Source organism: Streptomyces luteireticuli (assembly GCF_041519305.1).
In the GTDB taxonomy this organism is placed as follows: Bacteria; Actinomycetota; Actinomycetes; order Streptomycetales; family Streptomycetaceae; genus Streptomyces; species Streptomyces luteireticuli.
Genome location: NZ_CP167927.1, coordinates 7,157,213 through 7,176,355, shown reverse-complemented (window position 1 = coordinate 7,176,355; position 19,143 = coordinate 7,157,213). Strand labels below are relative to the sequence as shown.

Annotated in this window: 19 protein-coding genes; 2 read left to right on the top strand and 17 right to left on the bottom strand. The window is 73.2% G+C overall.

Features of this window, described 5'->3' with window-relative positions; translation table 11 throughout:
• Window positions 1-78 precede the first annotated feature (78 nt).
• The 13 genes from AB8735_RS32230 to AB8735_RS32170 all read right to left on the bottom strand — a co-directional run bounded on the left by AB8735_RS32230 (window position 79) and on the right by AB8735_RS32170 (window position 13,420).
• Window positions 79-933: a hypothetical protein gene (locus AB8735_RS32230; RefSeq protein WP_372411179.1), complete on the bottom strand. Its 855-nt coding sequence runs from the start codon at window positions 931-933 to the stop codon at window positions 79-81.
• Window positions 934-943: 10 nt separating this feature from the next.
• Window positions 944-1,516 carry a papain-like cysteine protease family protein gene (locus tag AB8735_RS32225; RefSeq protein WP_344023563.1) on the bottom strand — a complete coding sequence of 191 codons (573 nt, stop codon included), beginning with the start codon at window positions 1,514-1,516 and terminating at the stop codon, window positions 944-946.
• 301 nt (window positions 1,517-1,817) lie between these two features.
• On the bottom strand, window positions 1,818-2,360 hold the full coding sequence (locus AB8735_RS32220) for a gamma carbonic anhydrase family protein (RefSeq protein WP_372411176.1): 543 nt from the start codon (window positions 2,358-2,360) through the stop codon (window positions 1,818-1,820).
• Window positions 2,361-2,472: 112 nt separating this feature from the next.
• Window positions 2,473-3,129, bottom strand: coding sequence for a DedA family protein (locus AB8735_RS32215; RefSeq protein ID WP_372411175.1), 657 nt, complete (start codon window positions 3,127-3,129; stop codon window positions 2,473-2,475).
• A gap of 158 nt (window positions 3,130-3,287) precedes the next feature.
• Window positions 3,288-4,070 carry a thioesterase family protein gene (locus tag AB8735_RS32210; protein ID WP_372411174.1) on the bottom strand — a complete coding sequence of 261 codons (783 nt, stop codon included), beginning with the start codon at window positions 4,068-4,070 and terminating at the stop codon, window positions 3,288-3,290.
• A gap of 97 nt (window positions 4,071-4,167) precedes the next feature.
• Window positions 4,168-5,028: a lactoylglutathione lyase gene (locus tag AB8735_RS32205; RefSeq protein WP_372411173.1), complete on the bottom strand. Its 861-nt coding sequence runs from the start codon at window positions 5,026-5,028 to the stop codon at window positions 4,168-4,170.
• Window positions 5,029-5,090: 62 nt separating this feature from the next.
• Window positions 5,091-6,389, bottom strand: a complete 1,299-nt coding sequence (locus AB8735_RS32200) for a hypothetical protein (RefSeq protein ID WP_372411171.1) — start codon at window positions 6,387-6,389, stop codon at window positions 5,091-5,093.
• Window positions 6,386-7,480: an NAD(P)/FAD-dependent oxidoreductase gene (locus tag AB8735_RS32195; protein ID WP_372411170.1), complete on the bottom strand. Its 1,095-nt coding sequence runs from the start codon at window positions 7,478-7,480 to the stop codon at window positions 6,386-6,388. The genes AB8735_RS32200 and AB8735_RS32195 overlap by 4 nt, the downstream gene beginning before the upstream one ends.
• On the bottom strand, window positions 7,477-8,811 hold the full coding sequence (locus AB8735_RS32190; RefSeq protein WP_372411169.1) for a SidA/IucD/PvdA family monooxygenase: 1,335 nt from the start codon (window positions 8,809-8,811) through the stop codon (window positions 7,477-7,479). Before AB8735_RS32190 ends, AB8735_RS32195 begins: the two co-directional genes overlap by 4 nt.
• Window positions 8,812-8,888: 77 nt before the next feature.
• Window positions 8,889-9,254: an aspartate 1-decarboxylase gene (panD, locus tag AB8735_RS32185; protein ID WP_344023547.1), complete on the bottom strand. Its 366-nt coding sequence runs from the start codon at window positions 9,252-9,254 to the stop codon at window positions 8,889-8,891.
• Between the two features lie 69 nt (window positions 9,255-9,323).
• The gene (locus tag AB8735_RS32180) at window positions 9,324-10,886 is read right to left on the bottom strand and encodes a class I tRNA ligase family protein (protein ID WP_372411168.1); all 1,563 of its coding nucleotides are present in this window, start codon (window positions 10,884-10,886) and stop codon (window positions 9,324-9,326) included.
• Window positions 10,879-11,238: a cupin domain-containing protein gene (locus tag AB8735_RS32175; RefSeq protein WP_372411166.1), complete on the bottom strand. Its 360-nt coding sequence runs from the start codon at window positions 11,236-11,238 to the stop codon at window positions 10,879-10,881. Before AB8735_RS32175 ends, AB8735_RS32180 begins: the two co-directional genes overlap by 8 nt.
• Window positions 11,239-12,112: 874 nt before the next feature.
• Window positions 12,113-13,420 carry an MFS transporter gene (locus AB8735_RS32170; protein ID WP_372411165.1) on the bottom strand — a complete coding sequence of 436 codons (1,308 nt, stop codon included), beginning with the start codon at window positions 13,418-13,420 and terminating at the stop codon, window positions 12,113-12,115.
• 71 nt (window positions 13,421-13,491) lie between these two features.
• Here AB8735_RS32170 and AB8735_RS32165 point away from each other — a divergent pair, with 71 nt between their 5' ends.
• The gene (locus AB8735_RS32165) at window positions 13,492-14,466 is read left to right on the top strand and encodes a helix-turn-helix domain-containing protein (RefSeq protein ID WP_344023538.1); all 975 of its coding nucleotides are present in this window, start codon (window positions 13,492-13,494) and stop codon (window positions 14,464-14,466) included.
• A 66-nt stretch (window positions 14,467-14,532) separates the two neighbouring features.
• On the opposite strand, the gene AB8735_RS32160 is transcribed toward AB8735_RS32165, so the two are convergent.
• Together AB8735_RS32160 and AB8735_RS32155 are read right to left on the bottom strand one after the other, a co-directional pair.
• Window positions 14,533-14,973, bottom strand: a complete 441-nt coding sequence (locus AB8735_RS32160) for a GNAT family N-acetyltransferase (RefSeq protein WP_344023536.1) — start codon at window positions 14,971-14,973, stop codon at window positions 14,533-14,535.
• A gap of 466 nt (window positions 14,974-15,439) precedes the next feature.
• The gene (locus AB8735_RS32155) at window positions 15,440-15,892 is read right to left on the bottom strand and encodes a DUF4442 domain-containing protein (RefSeq protein WP_372411162.1); all 453 of its coding nucleotides are present in this window, start codon (window positions 15,890-15,892) and stop codon (window positions 15,440-15,442) included.
• Between the two features lie 85 nt (window positions 15,893-15,977).
• Here AB8735_RS32155 and AB8735_RS32150 point away from each other — a divergent pair, with 85 nt between their 5' ends.
• On the top strand, window positions 15,978-17,024 hold the full coding sequence (locus AB8735_RS32150; RefSeq protein WP_372411161.1) for a hypothetical protein: 1,047 nt from the start codon (window positions 15,978-15,980) through the stop codon (window positions 17,022-17,024).
• Between the two features lie 21 nt (window positions 17,025-17,045).
• Here the strand turns inward: AB8735_RS32150 and AB8735_RS32145 are convergent, their stop codons facing one another.
• Together AB8735_RS32145 and AB8735_RS32140 are read right to left on the bottom strand one after the other, a co-directional pair.
• Window positions 17,046-17,891 (bottom strand): spermidine synthase, encoded by an 846-nt coding sequence (locus AB8735_RS32145; protein ID WP_372411160.1) that lies wholly within the window; start codon window positions 17,889-17,891, stop codon window positions 17,046-17,048.
• 27 nt (window positions 17,892-17,918) lie between these two features.
• Window positions 17,919-19,109, bottom strand: a complete 1,191-nt coding sequence (locus AB8735_RS32140; protein WP_372411158.1) for a GTP-binding protein — start codon at window positions 19,107-19,109, stop codon at window positions 17,919-17,921.
• Window positions 19,110-19,143 lie beyond the last annotated feature (34 nt).

Here is a 19,143-nt window from a genome sequence, read left to right as displayed (position 1 = left end):
ACCGGGCCTTCGCCCCCGGGAGGGAGTGGGGGCCTGGCCCCGGGGACGAAGGTGCGGGTGGCGCGGCGTCCGCTCGGGTCAGCCGGCCCGGACCCGCCTGCGGCGACGGACCGTGACGACTCCGCCGGCCAGGGCCAGCGCAGCGCCCGACCCGGCCGCGAGCAGCGGCGCCGGGGACTGCGACGTCCCCTTCCCGGTGTCCGTCCGGTAGCCGCTGGAGTATCCCTTCGTGGCGTAGTCCGAGCCCGGCTGCTTGTCGGCGTAGCGGGCCTTGACCAGCTTCTGGTAGTCCGCGAGGGACACCGAGGACTGACCGTTGAGGCCCTGCTTCGCCGCGTCGTTGAGCGGTTCGACGGTGGTCAGACCGGCCTTGTAGAAGCCGTGGATCTGCGGCTCGGAGAACACCGTCGTCGTCGCGTCGGCCTTGCCCGCGAAACCGGCGTCGGTGTCGCCCTCGCGGACGGCGGCCAGGTGCCAGCCGGTCGTGTCGGTCGGGGCGAGCAGGACGGTGGCGGTGCGCCCGCCGGTGACGCTCACCGCGGCCACCGCGTAGGTGAGCTTGACCGCCTCGGCGAGGACCGGCTGTGCCGTCCCGGCGGCGAACTCCGGTGTGATCTCGTTCAGCGCCACGGGATCCTTGATGGTGAAGGAGGGCAGGCCCTCGCACGGGTCGGCCTTGGCGGGAAGCGTCACCGGGCCCTTCGACCCGCCCTGGGGCACCGGCGCGCTCAGGAAGCGGCAGATCGCCTCGCGGGTGGCGGTCGACTTCAGGGTGTCGAGGGCGGCCTGCAGGTTCGGCAGGTCGGCCGGGGCCTTGGCGGCGAGGGCCGGGGCGGCCGCCGGGAGCAGCGCGGACGCGCCGAGGGCCAGGGTGACGGTCAGGCGGGAGAGAAGAGCGGCCCGCCGCGTGGTGGATGTTCTGTGCTCGCGCATGTCGCCTGCCTCAACCGGAGATGCCGATGCGGGAATGGGTCCACTTGAACGAGCTGTTGCTCACGTAGTCGTTGTAGTTCCACCACGTGTAGGTGTTGGTGTCCGGCCACGGGTCGCCCACGGCGATGGTGTTGTCCGACGTGTCATAGCCGTAGATCACGTTCATGTGGCCGCCGCCGGAGGTCCAGCCGATGCGCGCCCCGAGGGGCCGGGCGGCGTTGACCTCCGTGAGCACCTCGTTGAAGGATGCCGCGCGGTACAGGTCCGAACCGGTGTGGCTCATGCCCAGGTCGCCCCAGGCATAGGCCATGTCATCGAGGGTGGCGGGCTGGTTGTTGCAGCTCAGATACGGGTCGTGTTTGGCGGCCCGGTTGCAGAAGTCGGTCTGCGTGGTGCTGTAGCCCTGGTACGCGGCGATGGTCACCCCGGAGGCGTCCCAGCACCACTGCGTCTTCTCCTGCTTGTACATGGTGATGTCGTCGTAGGCGGAATCCGCCTGCGCCGTTCCGGCTGCCACGGTGAGGGCCCCGGAGACCGCCAGTGTCAGGGCCGATGCGATCGTTGCGAACTGGAATCTGCCCATGGTCCTGCCTTCCCTTGACGGGGGCGACGAGCGGGTGTCCGGATCATCCGGTCATCCGCGATGGACAGTGGTATGACACCGCAACGTCCGTCCGGCATATACAGATCTTGCAGGAATTGACCCGAACGGCGGCATGTTCCTATGAACGCCCTTCCCGGGAACGCCAGTTGCGCGGTATGGCCCGTGTTCTTCACGGTGTCGACGGGGCGTTCCCGGGGGCGAAGTCGCGTACAGCCACAAGGTCGTTCAGCCGACTCGGCTTGTTTCAGCCGGTTCAGCCGGTTCAGCCGGTTCAGCCGGTTCAGCCGGTTCCGCCGCCGAAGGTCTCCCGGTGGGTCTTCGCGAGCTCCACGTACGCCGCGGCGTTGGCGCGGACGTGCTCGCGCTCCTCCTCGGTCAGCTCGCGCCGGACCTTGGCCGGGACCCCGGCCACCAGGGAGCCCGGCGGGACCTGCATGCCCTGCGGCACCAGCGCCTGGGCCGCGACGAGCGAACCGGCGCCGATCCGGGCGCCGTTGAGGACCGTGGCACCCATGCCGACGAGGACGTCGTCCTCGACGGTGCAGCCGTGCAGAACGGCGTTGTGGCCGACGGTGACCCGCTCGCCGACGGTGACGGGGAAGCCGGGGTCCACATGGACGGTGCAGTTGTCCTGGATGTTGCTGTCGGCGCCGATGGTGATCGGGCCGCCGTCGCCGCGCAGGACGGCGTGGTACCAGACGCCGGTGCCGGCGGCGAGGGTGACGTCGCCGAGGACGACGGAGGTGGGTGCGGTGAAGGCGCCGGGGTCGACCGACGGCTCCTTGCCGCCCACGCCCGCGATCAACGCCCGGTCGTCCGTCATGATCTGCTCCTCGTCGCCGCCGCGGCCCCCGTCCTGACGGGCACGGTAGGCGACGGCGGGGGCGGGACGCCCGGGGTGGGGCGAAGATCACACCCCGGGCGGCGGGCGGTCGCTACTCGGCGATGGCCGGCTGGGGCTGCTCGGCGTCCTCGGCCGGGGCGTTCTTCTGCGCCTTCTTGGCCTTGATCCGCATGACGACGAAGGAGCCGAGGCCGAAGAGGACGGCGGCGACCAGACCCAGGTAGGAGAACTGCTTCAGCCACTTCTCGGCGACCTTGCCGACCGAGTAGATGACGGCGACGGTGCCGCCGGCCCAGACGATGCCGCCGAGCACGTTGGCGATGAGGAACTTCCAGTACGGCATCTTCAGCACACCGGCCAGCGGGCCGGCGAAGATGCGCAGCAGCGCGATGAAGCGGCCGACGAAGACGGCCCACATGCCCCACTTCTTGAACGACCGCTCGGCGGTGGCCACGTGGTGGGGGCCGAAGTGCTTGGGGAATTTGCGGCCCAGCCAGTCCAGCAGCGGCTGCCCGCCCTTGCGGCCGATGAGATACCCGATGGAGTCGCCGATGATGGCGCCCGCGATGGCGCAGGCGCCCAGGATGTACGGGTTGATGTGGTCCTGGCTCGCGGCCATCAGCGTGGCGCTGACGAGGACGATCTCACCGGGAAGCGGGATGCCCAGGCTCTCCAGTCCGATGACCCCGCCCACCAAGAGGTAGACGGCGACCGCCGGCACCGATTCGAGCCATTCCTGAACGTGCAACGCCGGTTCCTCCCCGGTTGACGACTTGATGCCCGGCGTGCGCCATCGGGGCGCACGCCGGGAAGCCTACGCGAGGTAGGACTCGCCCCCGGGCCGTCCGGTTGAGCGTGGACGCCCATTTGTTACGAACGGTTACCGACAGGCCATAGGGCCGTTGCTCACCGTTCGGCGACCAGCAGCGTCTGCAGGATCCGTCCGCAGTCGCCCGACGCGTCGTCGAGACGGCCGGAGGCGAGTCCCGTCCCGCCCGGGCTCGCCGCGGTGGCGGCAGTCAGGCAGAGCCACTCCCCGACCGGGTCCCGGTGCAGGGCCAGCGTGATGTCGGTGTTGATGACGAGCCGCCGCACGTGGTCGAGGGCGAAGCCGACGGCCCAGTTGCTGTCCGCGAGGGTCAGGGCGCGCGTCAGCGGGGTGTCCTCCTCGCCCTCGACCAGCGGGATCCGCTGCCGGGCCCACGCCGCCCCGGGCCCCGGTTCGTCGAACGCCCCGGACGCGAAGCGCCACTCCATGGCCGCGATGTAGCCGTCGAGGTGCGCCCCGGCCATCACGGGCGGGCCCTGCGGACCGGGCAGGGCGGGCGGCGACGGCTCCGGGCGCAGCGCCGGTGTGTCCCCGGGGGCGGTGAGGACCCGCCAGGCCCGGGCCAGCATGACCGGCCGGTCCTCGGCGAGGATCTCGCCCTCGACGAGTTCCGTGCGCCGCCCCGCCCGGACCGTGCGCACCCGCACGCGGAGGTCGCCGACGGGCACGGGGGCCGGTATCTCCAGCGTGACCCGGGCCACCCTGAACCCCTCCCGCGCCTCGTGCCGCTCCAGCGCCCGCCCGAGGAGGGCGGACGGCGGTCCCGCGTGCTGCGCCTTCGGGCTCCAGGGACCCGCGGTCGCGGATGTGCTCTCGTATCGGCCGTCCCCCGCGTCGCGGTAGAAGGACTCGGGCACCATGGCTCTCCTCATCGTTCCGGCGTCGAGGACCCAACGGCGCGTCCCGGTCCCGCCGTTGGCTCCCGGCGCGGGAGCGGAACGCACCGGGCGAACGGTCTCACGCGCCGTCCTCCCCCGGGGCGGCCGGGCGGGGAGATCCTTCCCACACCTCGGCCCGGGCCCCGTCGGCGAGGGTGACGACGGGGCGGCCGCCCGGGCCCCGGGCGGCCGTCCGGCCGGAGCCGGCGAGCCGGGTCACCGTCTCCACGGAGGGTGCCCGCAGGGCGAACGCGACGGGCGGGTCGTCCGGCCCGTCGGTGCCGGCCAGCAGCAGGTTGCCGACGACCGCCGACGGGGCGTCGCCGTCCCGGTGGGCGGTCGTCCCCAGCGCCGTGGTGTAGAAGCGGACGGCCTCCTCCAGCCGGTCCGCCGGGACCGCCCGCCGGGCCAGCAGGCGGACGCCGGTGCCGGCCGTCTCCCGGACGGCGATGCCCGGGCGGGGGGCGGGGAGCTCCCCGCTCCGGGGGCGGTGCTCGACGAGCTCGGCGAGCGAGCCGTCCGGGTAGCGGACGCGGGCCCGCCGCCCGGGGACGATCTCCTCGGTGGGCTCGACGACGGTGGTGCCGGTGGGCGCCAGCAGGCCGAGCTGGGCGGCGAGGGAGGGGACGATCAGCGAGTACGCGGTCCGGCGCTGGACGGGGGTGAAGCGCCGCTCGCTGGCGATCAGCAGGACGCCGCCCACCGCGGCCAGTTCGAGGCCCCCGAAGTCGGGGATCGGCATGCGCAGGTCGGCGGGCACGCCCTGGAGGCGTTCGTAGAGCGCGATCCGGTCGTCCAGTTCGTCCAGGTCGATCAGCAGCCGGGCGAGCAGCCGGGGCCGGTCGAGCACGGAGGAGTCGGGGCGGGTGCGGAACCAGCGGTCGGCCGGCGGGTCGGTGAGCCGCGGCGCGACGGCCCCCGGCGTCGGGTTCCCTGGCATGGTCTCTCTCCGTTCTCGTCGTTCTCGTCGTTCTGTCGCGGTACCGGTCGTCACCGGGTCGTTCATCCCTGCCACCACGCGCGCGACCGCAGCCCCCAGGCGGCGAACTCCTCGGCGACCAGCGTCCGCAGGGCCCGGGCGTCGCCGAAGTGGTCGGGCATCGCCGTGACGGTCACGGTGAGCCGGTCACCGGCGCGCACCAGGCACAGCGAGGCCCGCAGGACGGCGCGTCCGGGCACCAGGCCGGGCACGTTCATGGTCCGCAGGGCGACGCCGTCCGCGGGCACTCCCGCGAAGCGGGCCGCCGCCGTCGGCAGGGTGCCGAAGTTGGAGGCGACGACGTCGGTGGCCTGGGCCCCGGGCGCCTTGAGGCGGCCCGCGTACCGGGCGGGCAGCAGATGCCAGAGCGGTTCGGGGACCAGGGTCGCGCTGTGTGCGCCCGTCCCGTCGAGCACGGCCTTGGTGGCGCGGCGGACGGTCCGCAGGTCGGCGTGGGCGGGCCCGCCCGCGGGCACGGACAGCGGGACGACGACCAGGGCGTTGGCCCGCAGGTCCGCGGGCCCGTGGCGCAGGCTCACCGGGATGCCGACCCGGACGGCGTCGCGGCCGTCCAAGGGCAGCCGGGCGCGGACGAGGTTGGCGGCGATCTCGACGAACAGGCTGTTGGCCGTGCCGCCGTGGGCCTCGGCCCGCTCCTCCCACTGGTCCGCGTCGAGGTCGAAGACCGCGGAGGTGAAGAACCGCGGCTCCGCCGCGGGCGGCGGCGGTCCCGCCGGGCCGCGCAGGGCCGTGGCGAGGCGCCCCAACTCCCGCCGGTCCGCCAGGACATGGGCCGCCCAGCCCGCCGTGCCCGTGGCGGCCCGGGCCAACTGGCCCACGGCGTCGGCGAGATCGCCGGCCGGGCCGGGCGGTGCGGACGGGACGCCGTCCTCCCCGAGGGCGGCGAAGATCCCCAGCCCGTCGGCGCGGAAGTGCGGGACGGTGAGCGACACGAGGGCGCCGTCCCCGTACGGTGCCGCCGCCAGGCGCCACAGTGCCGGGGAGTCGACCGTCAGGGGCACCCGGACCTGGGCGTCGATCCAGTCCTGCGCCGTGTCGCCGGTCAGCGGAACGGTGTCCTCGTGCGGCGGCTCGGCGTTGGACGCGGGGACCCAGGCGCGGCGGGCGCCGGGGACGCGGGCCGGGGCGGGCCGCCGGCTGAGCCGGCCGCGGTCGAGCCGCCGCCACTCCTTGCGCAGGGCCCCTGCCGGCAGCGGGGCGCCCAGGCGCCACAGCACCTGGACGATCCGGGAGGAGCCCAGGGCGCGTTCGGCGCCGACGAGCATCTCGTCGGTGGGGTTGAGCCGGACGTCCGCGGTCATGAGGCGGCCTCGCGGAGGAGCTCCGCCGCGTACCGGCCGACGGCGGGCGCCTTCTTGAAGCCGCCGCCGTTCCATCCGGTGGCGGTCACCAGCCCGGCGGGGTCCGGCCACGCGGTCACCTCTCCGCCCCCGTCGGGGCCGAGCGCGTCGAAGGCGGTGACCCCGCCCACGAGTTCCGCGCCGACGAGGCCGGGGCAGCGGTGGCGCACGACCCCGCGGACGCGCTCCGCCTCGGCGTCCGGGACGCCCGGCGTCACCACCGGCGGGACGTCGCGGACGGTCGACGGGGCCCCGGCCAGGATGCCGGTGCCGTCGTCCCAGCGGCGCAGCCAGGCCCCGGTCGTCGTGTCGAGCACGGTCGGGAGGGCGCCGGTGACGGGGGTGCGCGGGGCGAAGACGCAGTAGCTCACCGACCGGGTGCGCAGGCGGAGTTCGACTCCGGCCGTGCGCGCGAGGTCCGCGCTGTGGACGCCGGCGGCGAGGAGCACCGCGCGGGCGCGGACGAATCCGGCCGTGGTGCGGACCCCGGTGACGCGGGAGCCCGCGGTGGTGATCTCCAGGGCGCGGGCCGGGGCGAGGAGCGTGACGCGGTCGGCGTCCCGGAGCACCGCCTCGGCCACGGCCCGGGCGGGCAGCCAGCCCGCGCGCGGTTCGTGGACCCCGAACCCGTCCTCGGGCGGGGCGATTCCGGGGAACGCCGTGGCGATCTCCTTGGCGTCGAGGACGTCCGCGGTGTGGCCCGCGGCCCGGACGCGGTCGGCGGCGTCCTCCGCCCGCGCGGCATCGTCCGGGCCGAAGAGGGTGAGGGCGCCGTGTTCGCGGACCTCCGGCCACAGCCCGTGCGGGCCGCGGCGGAGGTAGCGGTCGAGCCCCTCCGCCGCCCAGGAGAGGGCGGCGGAGGTGGAGAGGTCGAGCGCCCGGACGAGCCCGCCGGACGCCCCCGTGGCGCCCGAGGCCGGCCCGTGGCCGTCGACGACGGTCACGGACAGGCCCTGGGCGGAGAGGCGTTCGGCCGTGGCCAGGCCGATGATCCCGGCGCCGACGACGGCGACGTCGGCGGTGCGGGCGGGGGTGCCGGCGGGTGTCGTCACCGCAGGGCCTCGTCCCTGAGCCGCTCCTCGCCGACGAGCGCCTCCGGTTCGAGCATGAGGGACTCGACGATGTCCGTGGACCGGGCGGAGAGCACCGCCAGGGCCCCGGCGTCGCCCATGCCGTGACTGGCCTCGCAGAGACCGTTGAGGTAGAGCCGCAACGGGCGGCCGCCGTAGGAGCGTTCCACGGGCACCGAGTAGTCCCGGGCCACGTCCGGCAGTCCCTCGTCGGTCAGGGCGAGCCGGTCGGCGATGCCGGCCAGCAGGGGGTGGTAGGGCTCGTCGTCCGGTCCCAGGCCGAAGTCCCGGAAGCCGGTGGCGAGGACGACGACGTCGGCGTCGTAGACGCTCCGCGTGCCGTGGTTGACGTCGCGCAGCACGAGGCGGTTGACCGACCCGCCGCCGTCCCGGCCGACCGCGGCGACCTCGCTGAACGGCTTGAGGAGCAGCCGGTCGGAGCCCATCAGCCGGTACTCGTGCTGGACGCTCGCGAGCCGGTCGATGACGTCCTGGTCGCAGGCGGCGTAGTTCACCGACCGCAGTTCGGCGCGCAGGCGCCGCTTCGTCTCCGGGGGCAGCGGATAGAAGTAGTCGATGAAGTCCGGGAGGAACACCTGTCTGCTGTACGGGCTGGTGTCCTTCAGCCGGAAGCCGATGCCGCGCTGGATCGAGACGACCTGCTCGACGTTGGAGCGGCCGAGCAGGTCGAGGACGATCTCGATGGCGCTCTGGCTCCCGCCGACGACGGCGACCCGGAGGCTGCGTCCCTCGTGGCGGCGCAGCGAGCTCAGGTAGCGGGTCGCGTGGAAGACCGTGCCGCCCAGGCTCCGCCGGAACACCTCGGGGATCCGCGGGGAGCGGCCCGTGCCGATGACGACGGTCTCGCCCAGGTACTGCCGGCCGTTGCCGGTCTCCAGCCGGAACACCTCGCCGTCCGGGGTGTCCACCACGGACAGGCCGGTCGCGGACTGACCGTAGTCGACCGCGTCGTGGAACGAGTCGGCGACCCAGCGCAGGTATCCCGCGTATTCGCGGCGGAGCGGGAACTTGGCGTTGAGGTGCAGGTAGTCGGTCAGTCTGCCCTGTGCGGCCAGGTAGTTGACGAATGTGTAGGCGCTGCTGGTGTTGCGCGGCATGGTGAGGTCGCGGAACGGGTTGTTCTGGATGTCCGCGCCGTCCAGCAGTTGTTCGTCCTGCCACTGGAAGTCGTCGGCCCGCTCGATGTACCGGGCCCCGCCGGTCCAGCCGAGCTCCTCGAGCGTCACGGCGAGGGAGAGGTTCGCCGGGCCGAATCCCACGCCCAGGATGTTGTGGATCTTTTGGTCCGTCATGACTCACGCACCTTCGGCATCATCATGGGGGACGCGAGGCGCCGGGAAGGCGCCTCGCGAGGGGGGTAACACCGTGGTCACGCCGAGGTGACCGTCTCAAGGATCTTGTTGCCCTCGTCCACGTGGACGACGCGGGGCTTGTGCTCCGCCACCTCGTCGTCGGAGAGCTGGCCGTAGGCGATGATGATCACCTTGTCGCCGGTGTGCACGAGGCGCGCGGCGGCACCGTTGACGCAGACCTCGTTGGCGCCGGGGGCGCCGAGGATGGTGTAGGTCTCGAAGCGCGCGCCGTTGTTGACGTTGACGACGTGCACCAGCTCGTGGACGCCGATGTCGGACGCCTCCAGCAGCTCCGGCGAAATGGTGATCGAGCCCACGTAGTTGAGGTTGCTGTCGGTGACGGTGGCGCGGTGGATCTTGGAACGCATGAAGGTGCGCAGCATGGTGCAGTCCTTAGCGGTGTCGGGGGAAGTGGGGGCGAAGGTGCGAAGTCCCGCGGAACGCGGGGGTGTTCACCGGTCGAGCGTGCGGAAGGGACCGGCGGGCGGTACGGCGGCGTCGCTCAGGAGCGGGACGCCGACGGGTCCGGAGCCGAAGGCCCGGGCCACGGCCTCGGCCAGGTCGGGGGTGACCGGCCAGGCGAGGGTGCGCAGGGTCCACAGGAACAGCAGGGCGCCGGAGACGTCGCCGGAGTCCTCGGTGCTGATCTGCCCGGCCTTCAGCGCCAGGACCTCCAGGTGGAGGGCGAGCGCCTCGGCCGCCTTGCGGATGCTGAAGCCGTCCAGGTCGTACGCGGCGGCGAAGCGCCGCTGGGACGCCTCGATGGCCGTGGCCCACCACTGCGAGGGCGGGGCGTCGACGCTCCGGCCGGCCAGCTTCTCGCCGAGGGCCTGCGCGATGGTGTCGAGCGGCGCGTCGAAGCGGGTCCGCAGCGTGGACTCGGCGACCTGCTCGGTGAATTCGGACTGCTGGAGTTCGGGGCTGGTCAGCGACAGGACGAACCGCGCCCGGTCCCGGCCGGCCTTCTCCAGGTAGTCGCGCGCCCAGAGCACGTCGCCCTTGCTGGTGGAGAACTTGCGGCCCTCCAGCAGGTAGTACTGGTTGGTGAGGGTGCGCGTCCTCGGGAGTTCGACGGACCGTCCGTACTGGGCGGCCAGCAGCTTCAGCGCGGGGTAGACGAAGGCGTTGTAGAAGCCGTTGTCGATCCCTATGAACTGGACGAACTCGTCGCAGCCGGCCCGGCCGCGCGCCCGTACCTGCTGCGGCCAGTACAGGTGGCCGACGTAGATCTCCGGCCAGGCGTTGATGGTCTGCGGCAGGGCGTCGGGGCCGTCCCAGTCCACCGGGATGCCCCAGGTCCCCGGGTAGGTGATGGGGATGTAGGGCATCCGGGCGGCGAGCGTGCGCTCGACGACCCCCCGCAGGTCCGGCCGGAGCGGGACGTCGGACGTGCGGTACCAGTTGCTCAGCAGCGAGCGGTGGCGTTCCAGGTCGAGCACCCAGATGGAGACCGGCCGGGTCGGCAGCGCCGTCGCGGTGTCGCCCGGCAGCAGGGCGCCGGGCAGATTGTAGAGGCCGCAGGCCTCGCAGACGCCGGCCCGGGCGTGGGCGAGGCAGACCGGGCAGCGGCCGGTCACAAAGGCCTCGGCCCGGTACTCGCCGGTCTCGGCGTCGTACGGCAGCTCGACCTCGCGCCGGTCGAAAGCGCCGTGCTTCCACAGGTGGGTGAAGAAGTCCCGGACGAATGCGGTGTATTGCTCGTCGGGCCGCTCGAAGAGGTCGACGTCGACGCCCGCCAGGTCCAGGGAGGCGGTGACGCTGTCGAGCGCCTCCTGGATCAGCGCCTCGGGCGTCGTGCCGAGCCGCTGCGCGGTGGTGACCACATAGGTCTGGTTGTCGTCCGTGCTGCACGCGTACACCACGTCGTTGCCCAGGATCTTCTGCGAGCGGGCGCATACGTCGCTGGCCAGGACCGGCCCGGCCAAATGCCCCAGGTGCAGGTCGCCGTTGGGCGTGGGCGGGGAGAACGAGACGTTGACGCGCCGCGCGACGGGGGCGCTGCCGTGCTCAGCCACGGGCGGGCTCCTCGGCCGGGGCCTGCTGGAGCCAGTAGATGCTCACGAAGGTCAGCAGCGCGTCGTCCTGGGTGTTGGTGACGACGTGGTCGTTGCCGTGCGGGATGTAGATGACGTCGCCGACGGTGACGTCGCGCAGCTCCTCGCCGACCCGGACCGTGCCCGAGCCGGCGGTGAAGATGAACGTCTCGTCGGTGTCGTGGTGGTGCTCCGTGCTCGACTCGTGCGGGTGGACCGTGCACAGGGTGCTGTTCCAGGGCGGCACGACGACGCCGTCCCAGGGGTAGAGCTGGCGGACGTCGATCCCGTTCTTGCGGACATGGCCGTCTTCGGCCGAGGTGCGCACGTGCATGGCGACTCCTTTTCCTGATGGCCGCCCTTCCGGAATTCACCGGAAACGGACGGGGGCAGAGGTGTTTCCATGGGGGCTCTTCCGTCGGACTCCGCCTCTGAATAGAGGAGAAAAACGACGGGAAAAACCGGTGAGCAAAATGAGCAAAACTGGACGCGCAAATGCCGGAAGCCGATGGAGCGGATACCGGAATTCACCGGTGATCAGCAATGGGGATTCTGTCGGCAGACGCAATGGAAAGCGCCATGCCGGAACGGCGAGGAAAGAGGACGAAGGGATGGGACGACCACACCCGGAAGGACGTCAGAAGGACGGTCCGGCCGTTGCCGTCATACGGTGCCGCACGGCAGGGCCTGTTCAGGACGCGTCAGAACGCCCCGGGGCCACCGGCCGTCATCTCGTCGATTCGTACCCCGATCCGTGGCTCCTCCCCATGGCACAGGCGCCGGCGGAGGACGCCGACCGAAAGCGGTCCGCCGTCGCCACACCGACCCTGATTCGACCCTCTTCTCCGAGGACGCCATTAATACTCCACCGGCGAACACGGTGGGTCAAGGCTTTTATTCAGGCTTCCTTGGAGTATGCCGATAGCACCTGCGGCGACCTGCGGAAATGTGATCGGAGTTCACCGCTCCGCAACTAGCTTCACACCGAAACCGGAATAAACGTGGGGTCGGACACATCACTCTGCGCAGCAGTGCGGATGCAATAAGAAACTCCCCGCGCACCGGCCGGTCGGCGGTTCGCGGGGAGGGGATCTGTATTTGTCGGGGTGATAGTCGGTGGTGATAGCAGGGGCGATAGTAGGGGGTGATAACTGCGAAGCGATAATGCGGAACAATACTGCCGCGGTGCGGCGGGGGCACCGGCCGCCTCAGGCCCGGCTGTCCTCGGACCGGGCCGTGGCCGCGACGGGCACACCGGCGGCCTCGCCGTGACCGGCCGCCGCACCCCGGCCGCTCCGGGCCCGTACGGTCGTCCAGACCAGGGTGAGGGCCGCGAGACCGGCGGTGATGAGCAGCAACTCCCCTGCTCCCACGGAGTCCTGGAACGCGGCCAGCAGGAACGGGGCGGCGAAGCCGATGTAGGAGAGCGCCTGGTACACGGCGGTCAGCCCGGCCAGTTCCTCCGGACGCGCCATGCGCTGCACCTCCAGCAGCCCGGTCACCTGGCACCAGCCGTACCCCGCGCCGAGCACCAGCGACGCGACCACCACCAGCACCGGCTGGGTCCAGTGCGCCGCCGCCGCGGCGACGAGCATGCCGGCCACCACGGCCGACATGGACAGCACGATCAGCCGCGGCCGGTGCGGGTCGTCCAGCCGCCGGGCCAGCGGCTGCACCAGGATTCCGGAGAAGCCCGTCAGCGCGGTGACGACGGCGCCGAAGACCAGCGCGCTGCCGCCCATGCGCTCCCTGACCACACCGGGCAGGTAGGCGAGCGAGACCGACGCGGCGCCGAAGACCCAGGGAGCCAGCGGCAACACCACGCCGCGGAACCGGGGTTGGCGCAGTCCGGGCAGGCGCATCTGGTTCAGGAGGCTGCCCGTCGCCACCCCGCCGCCCCCCGTCTCGGGGGCACGCAGGACGAGCGGGATGGCGACGAGCGTCAGGGCCAGGTGGGGCAGGTACGCCACCACCATGGGGGAGGGTGCCCACTGGGCGAGGAGGCCGGCCACCAGGGGGCCCACGGCGAAGCCGGTGGTCATGGTGATCGTCGCGCGGCGGGGGCCGGGGTTGGCCTCCCGGCCCGAGCCGGCGAGGGAGAGCTCCTTGATCCAGACGGTGCCGGAGCTGAAGGCCGCCCCACTGGCGATGCCGGAGACCAGCCGGCCCGCGAACAGCAGCCCTTCCGCCTGACTTCCGGCGATCAGCAGCAGGCTGGCGAGCACCGAGACGAACAGGGCGGGGAGCACCAGCCGGCGGCGGCCGTACCGGTCGGAGACCGGCCCGCCGAGCAGCAGTCCGGGAACCAGTCCGATCGCGTACAGCCCGAAGGTGGCCTGGACGGTGGCGGCGGAGAGGCCGAGCTCCGAGCGGTACAGCAGCAGCAGGGGCGCGAACTGGTTGGCGCCCCAGCCCACCGCCGCCACGGCGACTCCGGCCCGCAGCCAGGCCCGGGGGTCGGTCCCGGCCGCCCGGCCGGAGGCCACCGGGGTCTCGTGGTCAGTCGTCTTGGTCATGTCCTCATGCTGGCCGCTTCCCGGCCCCCGCCACGAGCGTCCGGAACGACATGGTGCGTACAATTACGGACATGGCTTCTGTCGCCCTGGCCGTCACCGACGGAATGCCGCTGCTCGAACTGGCAGCGGCCTGCGCGATCTTCGGCACCGACCGGCCCGATCTGGTGGACTCCTGGTACGACTTCACGGTCTGCGCCCCGGCCGGCGCACAGGTGGGGGGCTGGCTGCACGCCGACACTCCGCACGGACTCGACGACCTGGTGGCCGCCGACACCGTCATCGTCCCGCCCTGCGACGACGTGGACCGGCCCCCGCCCGCCGACCTGGTCGAGGCCGTGCGGGCCGCCCACGCGGGCGGGGCGCGGGTGGCCTCCATCTGCACGGGGGCGTTCACCCTGGCGGCGGCCGGGCTGCTCGACGGGCGGCGCGCCACGACCCACTGGATGCACGCCGGTCTGCTCGCCGAGCGCCATCCGGAGATCGAGGTCGACGCGCGGGTCCTGTACATCGACGAGGGGTCGGTCCTCACGTCCGCGGGCCGGGCCGCCGGGATCGACCTCTGCCTCCACATGGTCCGCACCGACCACGGGACCGCCATCGCCAACGCGGTGGCCCGCCGGCTCGTCGTCGCGCCCCACCGCTCGGGCGGCCAGGCCCAGTTCGTCGCCGCTCCCGTGCCGTCCGCCACCGGGAACAGCCTGACGGACGTCCTGGTCTGGGCGCTCGAGCGGCTCCACGAACCGCTGACCGTCACGGACCTGGCCCGCCGGGCCCATATGAGCCCGCGCAACCTCGGCCGGCACTTCCTCGCGGTCACCGGCAGCACCCCGCTGCAGTGGCTGCTGACGCAGCGCCTGCACCGCGCGCAGGAGTTGCTGGAGAGCACCGACGAGAGCGTCGACCAGATCGCCGACCGGGTGGGGATGGGCACCGCGACCACGCTGCGCCGGCACTTCAACCGGGCCTTCGGGGTGCCCCCCGACACCTATCGGCGCACCTTCCGCGTCGAGCGGCGCCGGGAGCGGGCCGTGCCGGTCGCGGGCTGAGCGGAAGGCCCCGGCTCAGCGGGGCAGTTGGCTCAGCGGGGCGGTTCGATCAGAGAGACGGTCCGATCAGCGGGGCAGTTCGATCTGGTAGCGGATGAACCCGCGGTAGTCGGCCACCCGGTCGTAGAGGCTGCGCGCGGTGGCGTTGGTCTCGTGGGTGCTCCAGTACACCCGGGAGCACCCGCGCTCCTTCGCCCACTCGACCACGGCGGCGATCAGCGCCTCCCCGACGCCCTTCCGGCGGGCCCGCCCGTCGGTGTAGAGGTCCTGGAGGTAACAGACGTCGGGGCCCGAGGTGTTGGGGTGGACGAGGAAGTGCGTGATGCCGACGAGCTCGCCGTCGATGCGCGCGCCGAGGGCGTGCACGCGCGTGTCCTCCTGGAAGGCGCTCCACGCGGTGTCGTACATCTCCTGCGGTTCGTCCCGCTTGTAGAAGTCGATGTACGCGCGGAACAGGGCCTCCCACGCCTCGCGGTCGGCCGGGGCGAGCTTGCCGATGTCTATCATGTGCGCTACCTCCGAGGGGTTTCCGGAATTCCGTTGATCACCATCCACCGGAGAGGTCCCGCCGCGGTAGGGGATGTGTCGCGGCTCACAGCGCGGGCCGCGCCGCCATCTTCCGCCCGTCGGCCGGGAATTGACCGCCGGGACGGGCCTCCGCATCCACCGGACACCGGGTTCCGGCTGCCGGGCACCGGCCGTCGGGAACCGGCCCGCAGGTCGGCGCATGCACCCCTTGGGACCCAGGCTACGCCTCTCCGCCTGCGCCGTTCCCGTCCGGGAGGACGGCCGGACGCCCACCGTCGAGAGCGCCTGCCCGGCGCCGCCGGGCAGGGGAGCGAAGTCCGGGGCACGGGTCGCGCCGAGGGCCACCGCCCGGGCTCCGCCGGGGAATTCGCGGGGAACGCCAAAGGCCCCGGGCGCGCTTGCGCCCCGGGGCCTCCGGGTGGGAGCGGCACGGCCGCGCGAGGGGCTACGCGTTGGGGCGCAACGTCCAGACGATGGTCATCTCGCCGGTCTCGGCGCCGTCCCCGCGGGTGATCGAGACGCGCACCGGGAACTCCGGGCGTCCGCCGGCGTCCAGTTCGGCGACCACGTCGGCGGCCGGGCGGCCGAGGGTGGCGGTGGCGGTGACGGGGCCCATGGCGAGCTTCTTGTAGCCGATCTCGGCCCGTACGGCGAGCGGCACGGCGCGGGACAGCTGGTCGCCGAAGGCGGCGAGGACGATCGCACCGCTGGCGGACTCGGCGAGGGTGAACATCGCGCCGGCGTGCGGGCCGCCGACGTGGTTGTGGAAGTCGGGCTGGTCGGGCAGGTGGAGCTCGGCCCGCTCGGCGGTGACCTCGCCGAACGCGAGGTTGAGGGTGCGCACCATGGGCACGGTGGCCGCGAGCATGTCGCCGATCGAGGGCTGGGTCTCAGACATGGGATGTGAAGTTACCAGTCAGTAGCAGTCTTCGGGAAGGGCCACCGGCCGTGCCCGTCACACCCGCCCCTTATCGTTGTCGGCCATGTGGCCAGGACAGCAGCCCGCCAACGGGGGCGAGCACAACCCGCAGCAGCAACCGAACCCCTACCAGCAGCCCAACCCGTACCAGCAGCCGGGATACCAGCAGGCAGGGCACCAGCAGGCGGGACACCAGCAGCCGGGGTACGGACAGCCCAACCCCTACGCGCAGCCGCAGCCCGGCGGCCCGCAATGGACGCCGCCCGCCGCGCCCGGGGGACCGCAGCCCCCGGCGGGCGGCGGCCGCGGACGGCGCACCACGGTGATCGCCGTCTCCACGGCCCTGGCCGTGGTCGCCGCCGCGGTGGTCACCGGCGTGCTGCTGCTCAAGGACGACGGCGAGCAGACCCGCGCCCAGGACGACCCGAAGCCGCCGGCGTCCGCCCCGGCCTCCGCCCCGTCGACCGCGGGCTCCTCCTCGCCCTCGCCCGGGAGCAACCCCCGGGGCGGCGGCGAGGACGTCAAGCCGGTGATCGCCGGCTGGAAGCCGGTCGTCAACCTCAAGCGCCACAACGTCTTCGACGTCCCGCCGGACTGGAAGGCGAGCGGGCCGTCGATGCAGTACAGCATCAGCGACGAGGCCGCCAAGGACGACAAGCGCTACCTCCTCCCCAAGCCCGCCGCGGTGATGACCGGCCCGGCCGTCTACAAGGACGGGGTGTGCCAGGCCAACGATGCGATGGGTGCGGCGGGCACCAAGGGCGCGCAGGGCGCCAAGAGCCTGGGCAGCGCGGCCGAGACCGAGGCGCTCAACTGGGTGTGGGCGGCCTTCGACCAGAAGAAGACGGGGAAGTTCGAGAAGACGGACGCCAAGCCGTTCCGCAGCGACCACGGGCTGTCCGGCGAGATGGCCACGGCCACGGTCACCGGGGTGAAGAAGACGGGCAAGTGCTCCACCGACGGCAAGGCCGTCGCCCTCACCTACAAGGACTCCGCCGGCGACCTCGCCACCTGGGTGCTCTTCAGCGTCAAGGGCACCGACGACGAGATCCCGGACGACACGATCAAGAAGATCATGAGCTCGCTGCGGCCGCTGGAGTCGGACTCCTGAGCCACCCGTGAGCCGAGGGGCTCACCCCACGCCGAACGCCCCGGCCGGCGGTTCCGGGGAGCCGACCGCCTCCGCGTCGGACACCGGGACCGCCCCGGCGGCGAAGCGGGCGAGCGCGGCGCCGTGCTCGACCCGCGCGGGGAAGGCGTCCGCCGCCGCGCGCCGGGCCAGCGCGTCCGTGGGCAGCGGCGCCGTGGAGGCGACCAGGACGACGTTGCCGAAGCGCCGGCCGCGCAGCACCGGCGCCTCGGCGATCAGGCACACCTCGGGCAGCACGGACGCGAGGGTCGCCACCTGCGCCCGCAGGAAGTCGAACGGGGCGCCGTCGGCCAGGTTGGCCACATAGATGCCGCCGGGGCGCAGCACGCGCGCGGCCGAGCGCGCGTACTCGACGGAGGTCAGGTGCGCGGGCACCCGGGAGCCGCCGAAGACGTCCGCGACGATCACGTCGGCACCGGCGTCGGCGGCCGACTCCAGGGCCGCGCGGGCGTCCTCGGCCCGCACCGTGATCCCGGCCCCGGCGGGGAGCGGGAGGTGCTCGGCCACCAGCTCCACGATCCCCCGGTCGGCCTCGACGACCTGCTGCCGGGAGCCGGGGCGGGTGGCGGCGACATAGCGCGGCAGCGTGAGGGCGCCGCCGCCGAGGTGGAGCACCGTGAGCGGCCGGCCGGGGGCGGCGGCCGCGTCGAGGACGTGCCCGATCCGCCGGGCGTACTCGAATTCGAGGTACGACGGGTCGTCGAGGTCGACATAGGACTGGGGCGCGCCGTCCACCGTGAGGAGCCAGGCGCGCGCCCGGTCCACGTCCGGCAGGAGCTTGGCGGTGCCCCCGGCGACATCGCGGGTCACGGGTATCGGTTCGTCCACCTCCCTATTGTGACCGCTCGTACGCCGTCATCCGTCCGTGGCGGTCACCCGGCCGGCGCCGACGGTGCGGCCGCCCTCGCGGAGGGCGAACCCGAGCCCGGGTTCGACCGGGACGCCGCGGTCGAGGACGGCGGTCAGCGTCACGGTCTCGCCGGGGCGGGCGACGGCGCGCGGGCCCAGGTCGATGCCGCCGGGGACGTCGGCGGTGCGCAGATGGAACTGGGGGCGGAAGCCGGTGGCGACCGGAGTGCGCCGGCCGCCCTCCGCCGGGCCGAGCACCCGCACGCTGGCCTCGAAGCGCCGGCGGGCGACGGCGCTCCCCGGCGCCACGACCACGTCCCCGCGCCGCAGGTCGTGTCCGTGCGCCCCGTGGAGCAGCAGCGCCACCCGGTCGCCCGCCCGCGCGCGCTCCATGGGCCGGCCGAAGGTCTCCATGCCGGTGACCCGGGTGGGCCCCATGACCCCCGGCACCTCGACGAGGCCGAGGAGGCGCAGGGTGCCGCGCTCCACGGTGCCGATGACGACGGTGCCGGTGCCGGGGACGGCACGGACCCGCTCCACCGGCAGCAGGAAGGGTGCCCCGGTGGGGCGCCGGGGTGCGGGCACACAGGTGTCGACGGCGTCGAGCAGCGCCTCGACGCTGCCGGTCCACCGGGGGTCGCCGGCCAGCGCGCCGAGCGCCGACACCCGTACGACCGGGGTCAGTTGGCCCGGTTGTCCGTGTGCGGAGAGCAGGTCGCGGACCTGGAGTTCGGCGAGGGCGGTGAGCTCCGGCTCGGCCGCGTCGGCCTTGCTGAGGGCGACGACGAGGCCCGTGACGCCCATCTGCCGGGCGAGCAGGAGGTGTTCGACGGTCTGGGGCATGACCCCGTCGAGTGCCGAGACGACGAGGACCGCCCCGTCGAGCCGGGCGACGCCGGCGATCATGTTCTTGACGTAGGCCGCGTGCCCGGGCAGGTCGGCGTGGACGTAGCGGCGGGTGTCGGTCTCGTACTCCAGGTGCGCCGGGGTGACGGTGCCGCCCCGGGCGCCCCGGCCGGGGGCCCGGTCGAGGCGCCCGACGGGGACGAAGGCGGCCGTGCCCCGGGCGCCGAGCACCTTGGTGAGGGCCGAGGTCAGGGTGGTCTTGCCGTGGCCGGCATGGCCGATGGTGCCGATGTTGAGGTGCGGCTTGACGGGGGCATGGGTCTGCTGGGTGACATGGGTCTGCTGGGACATGTGCGTTCTCCGGTTCTCCGGTACGCGGGCCCGG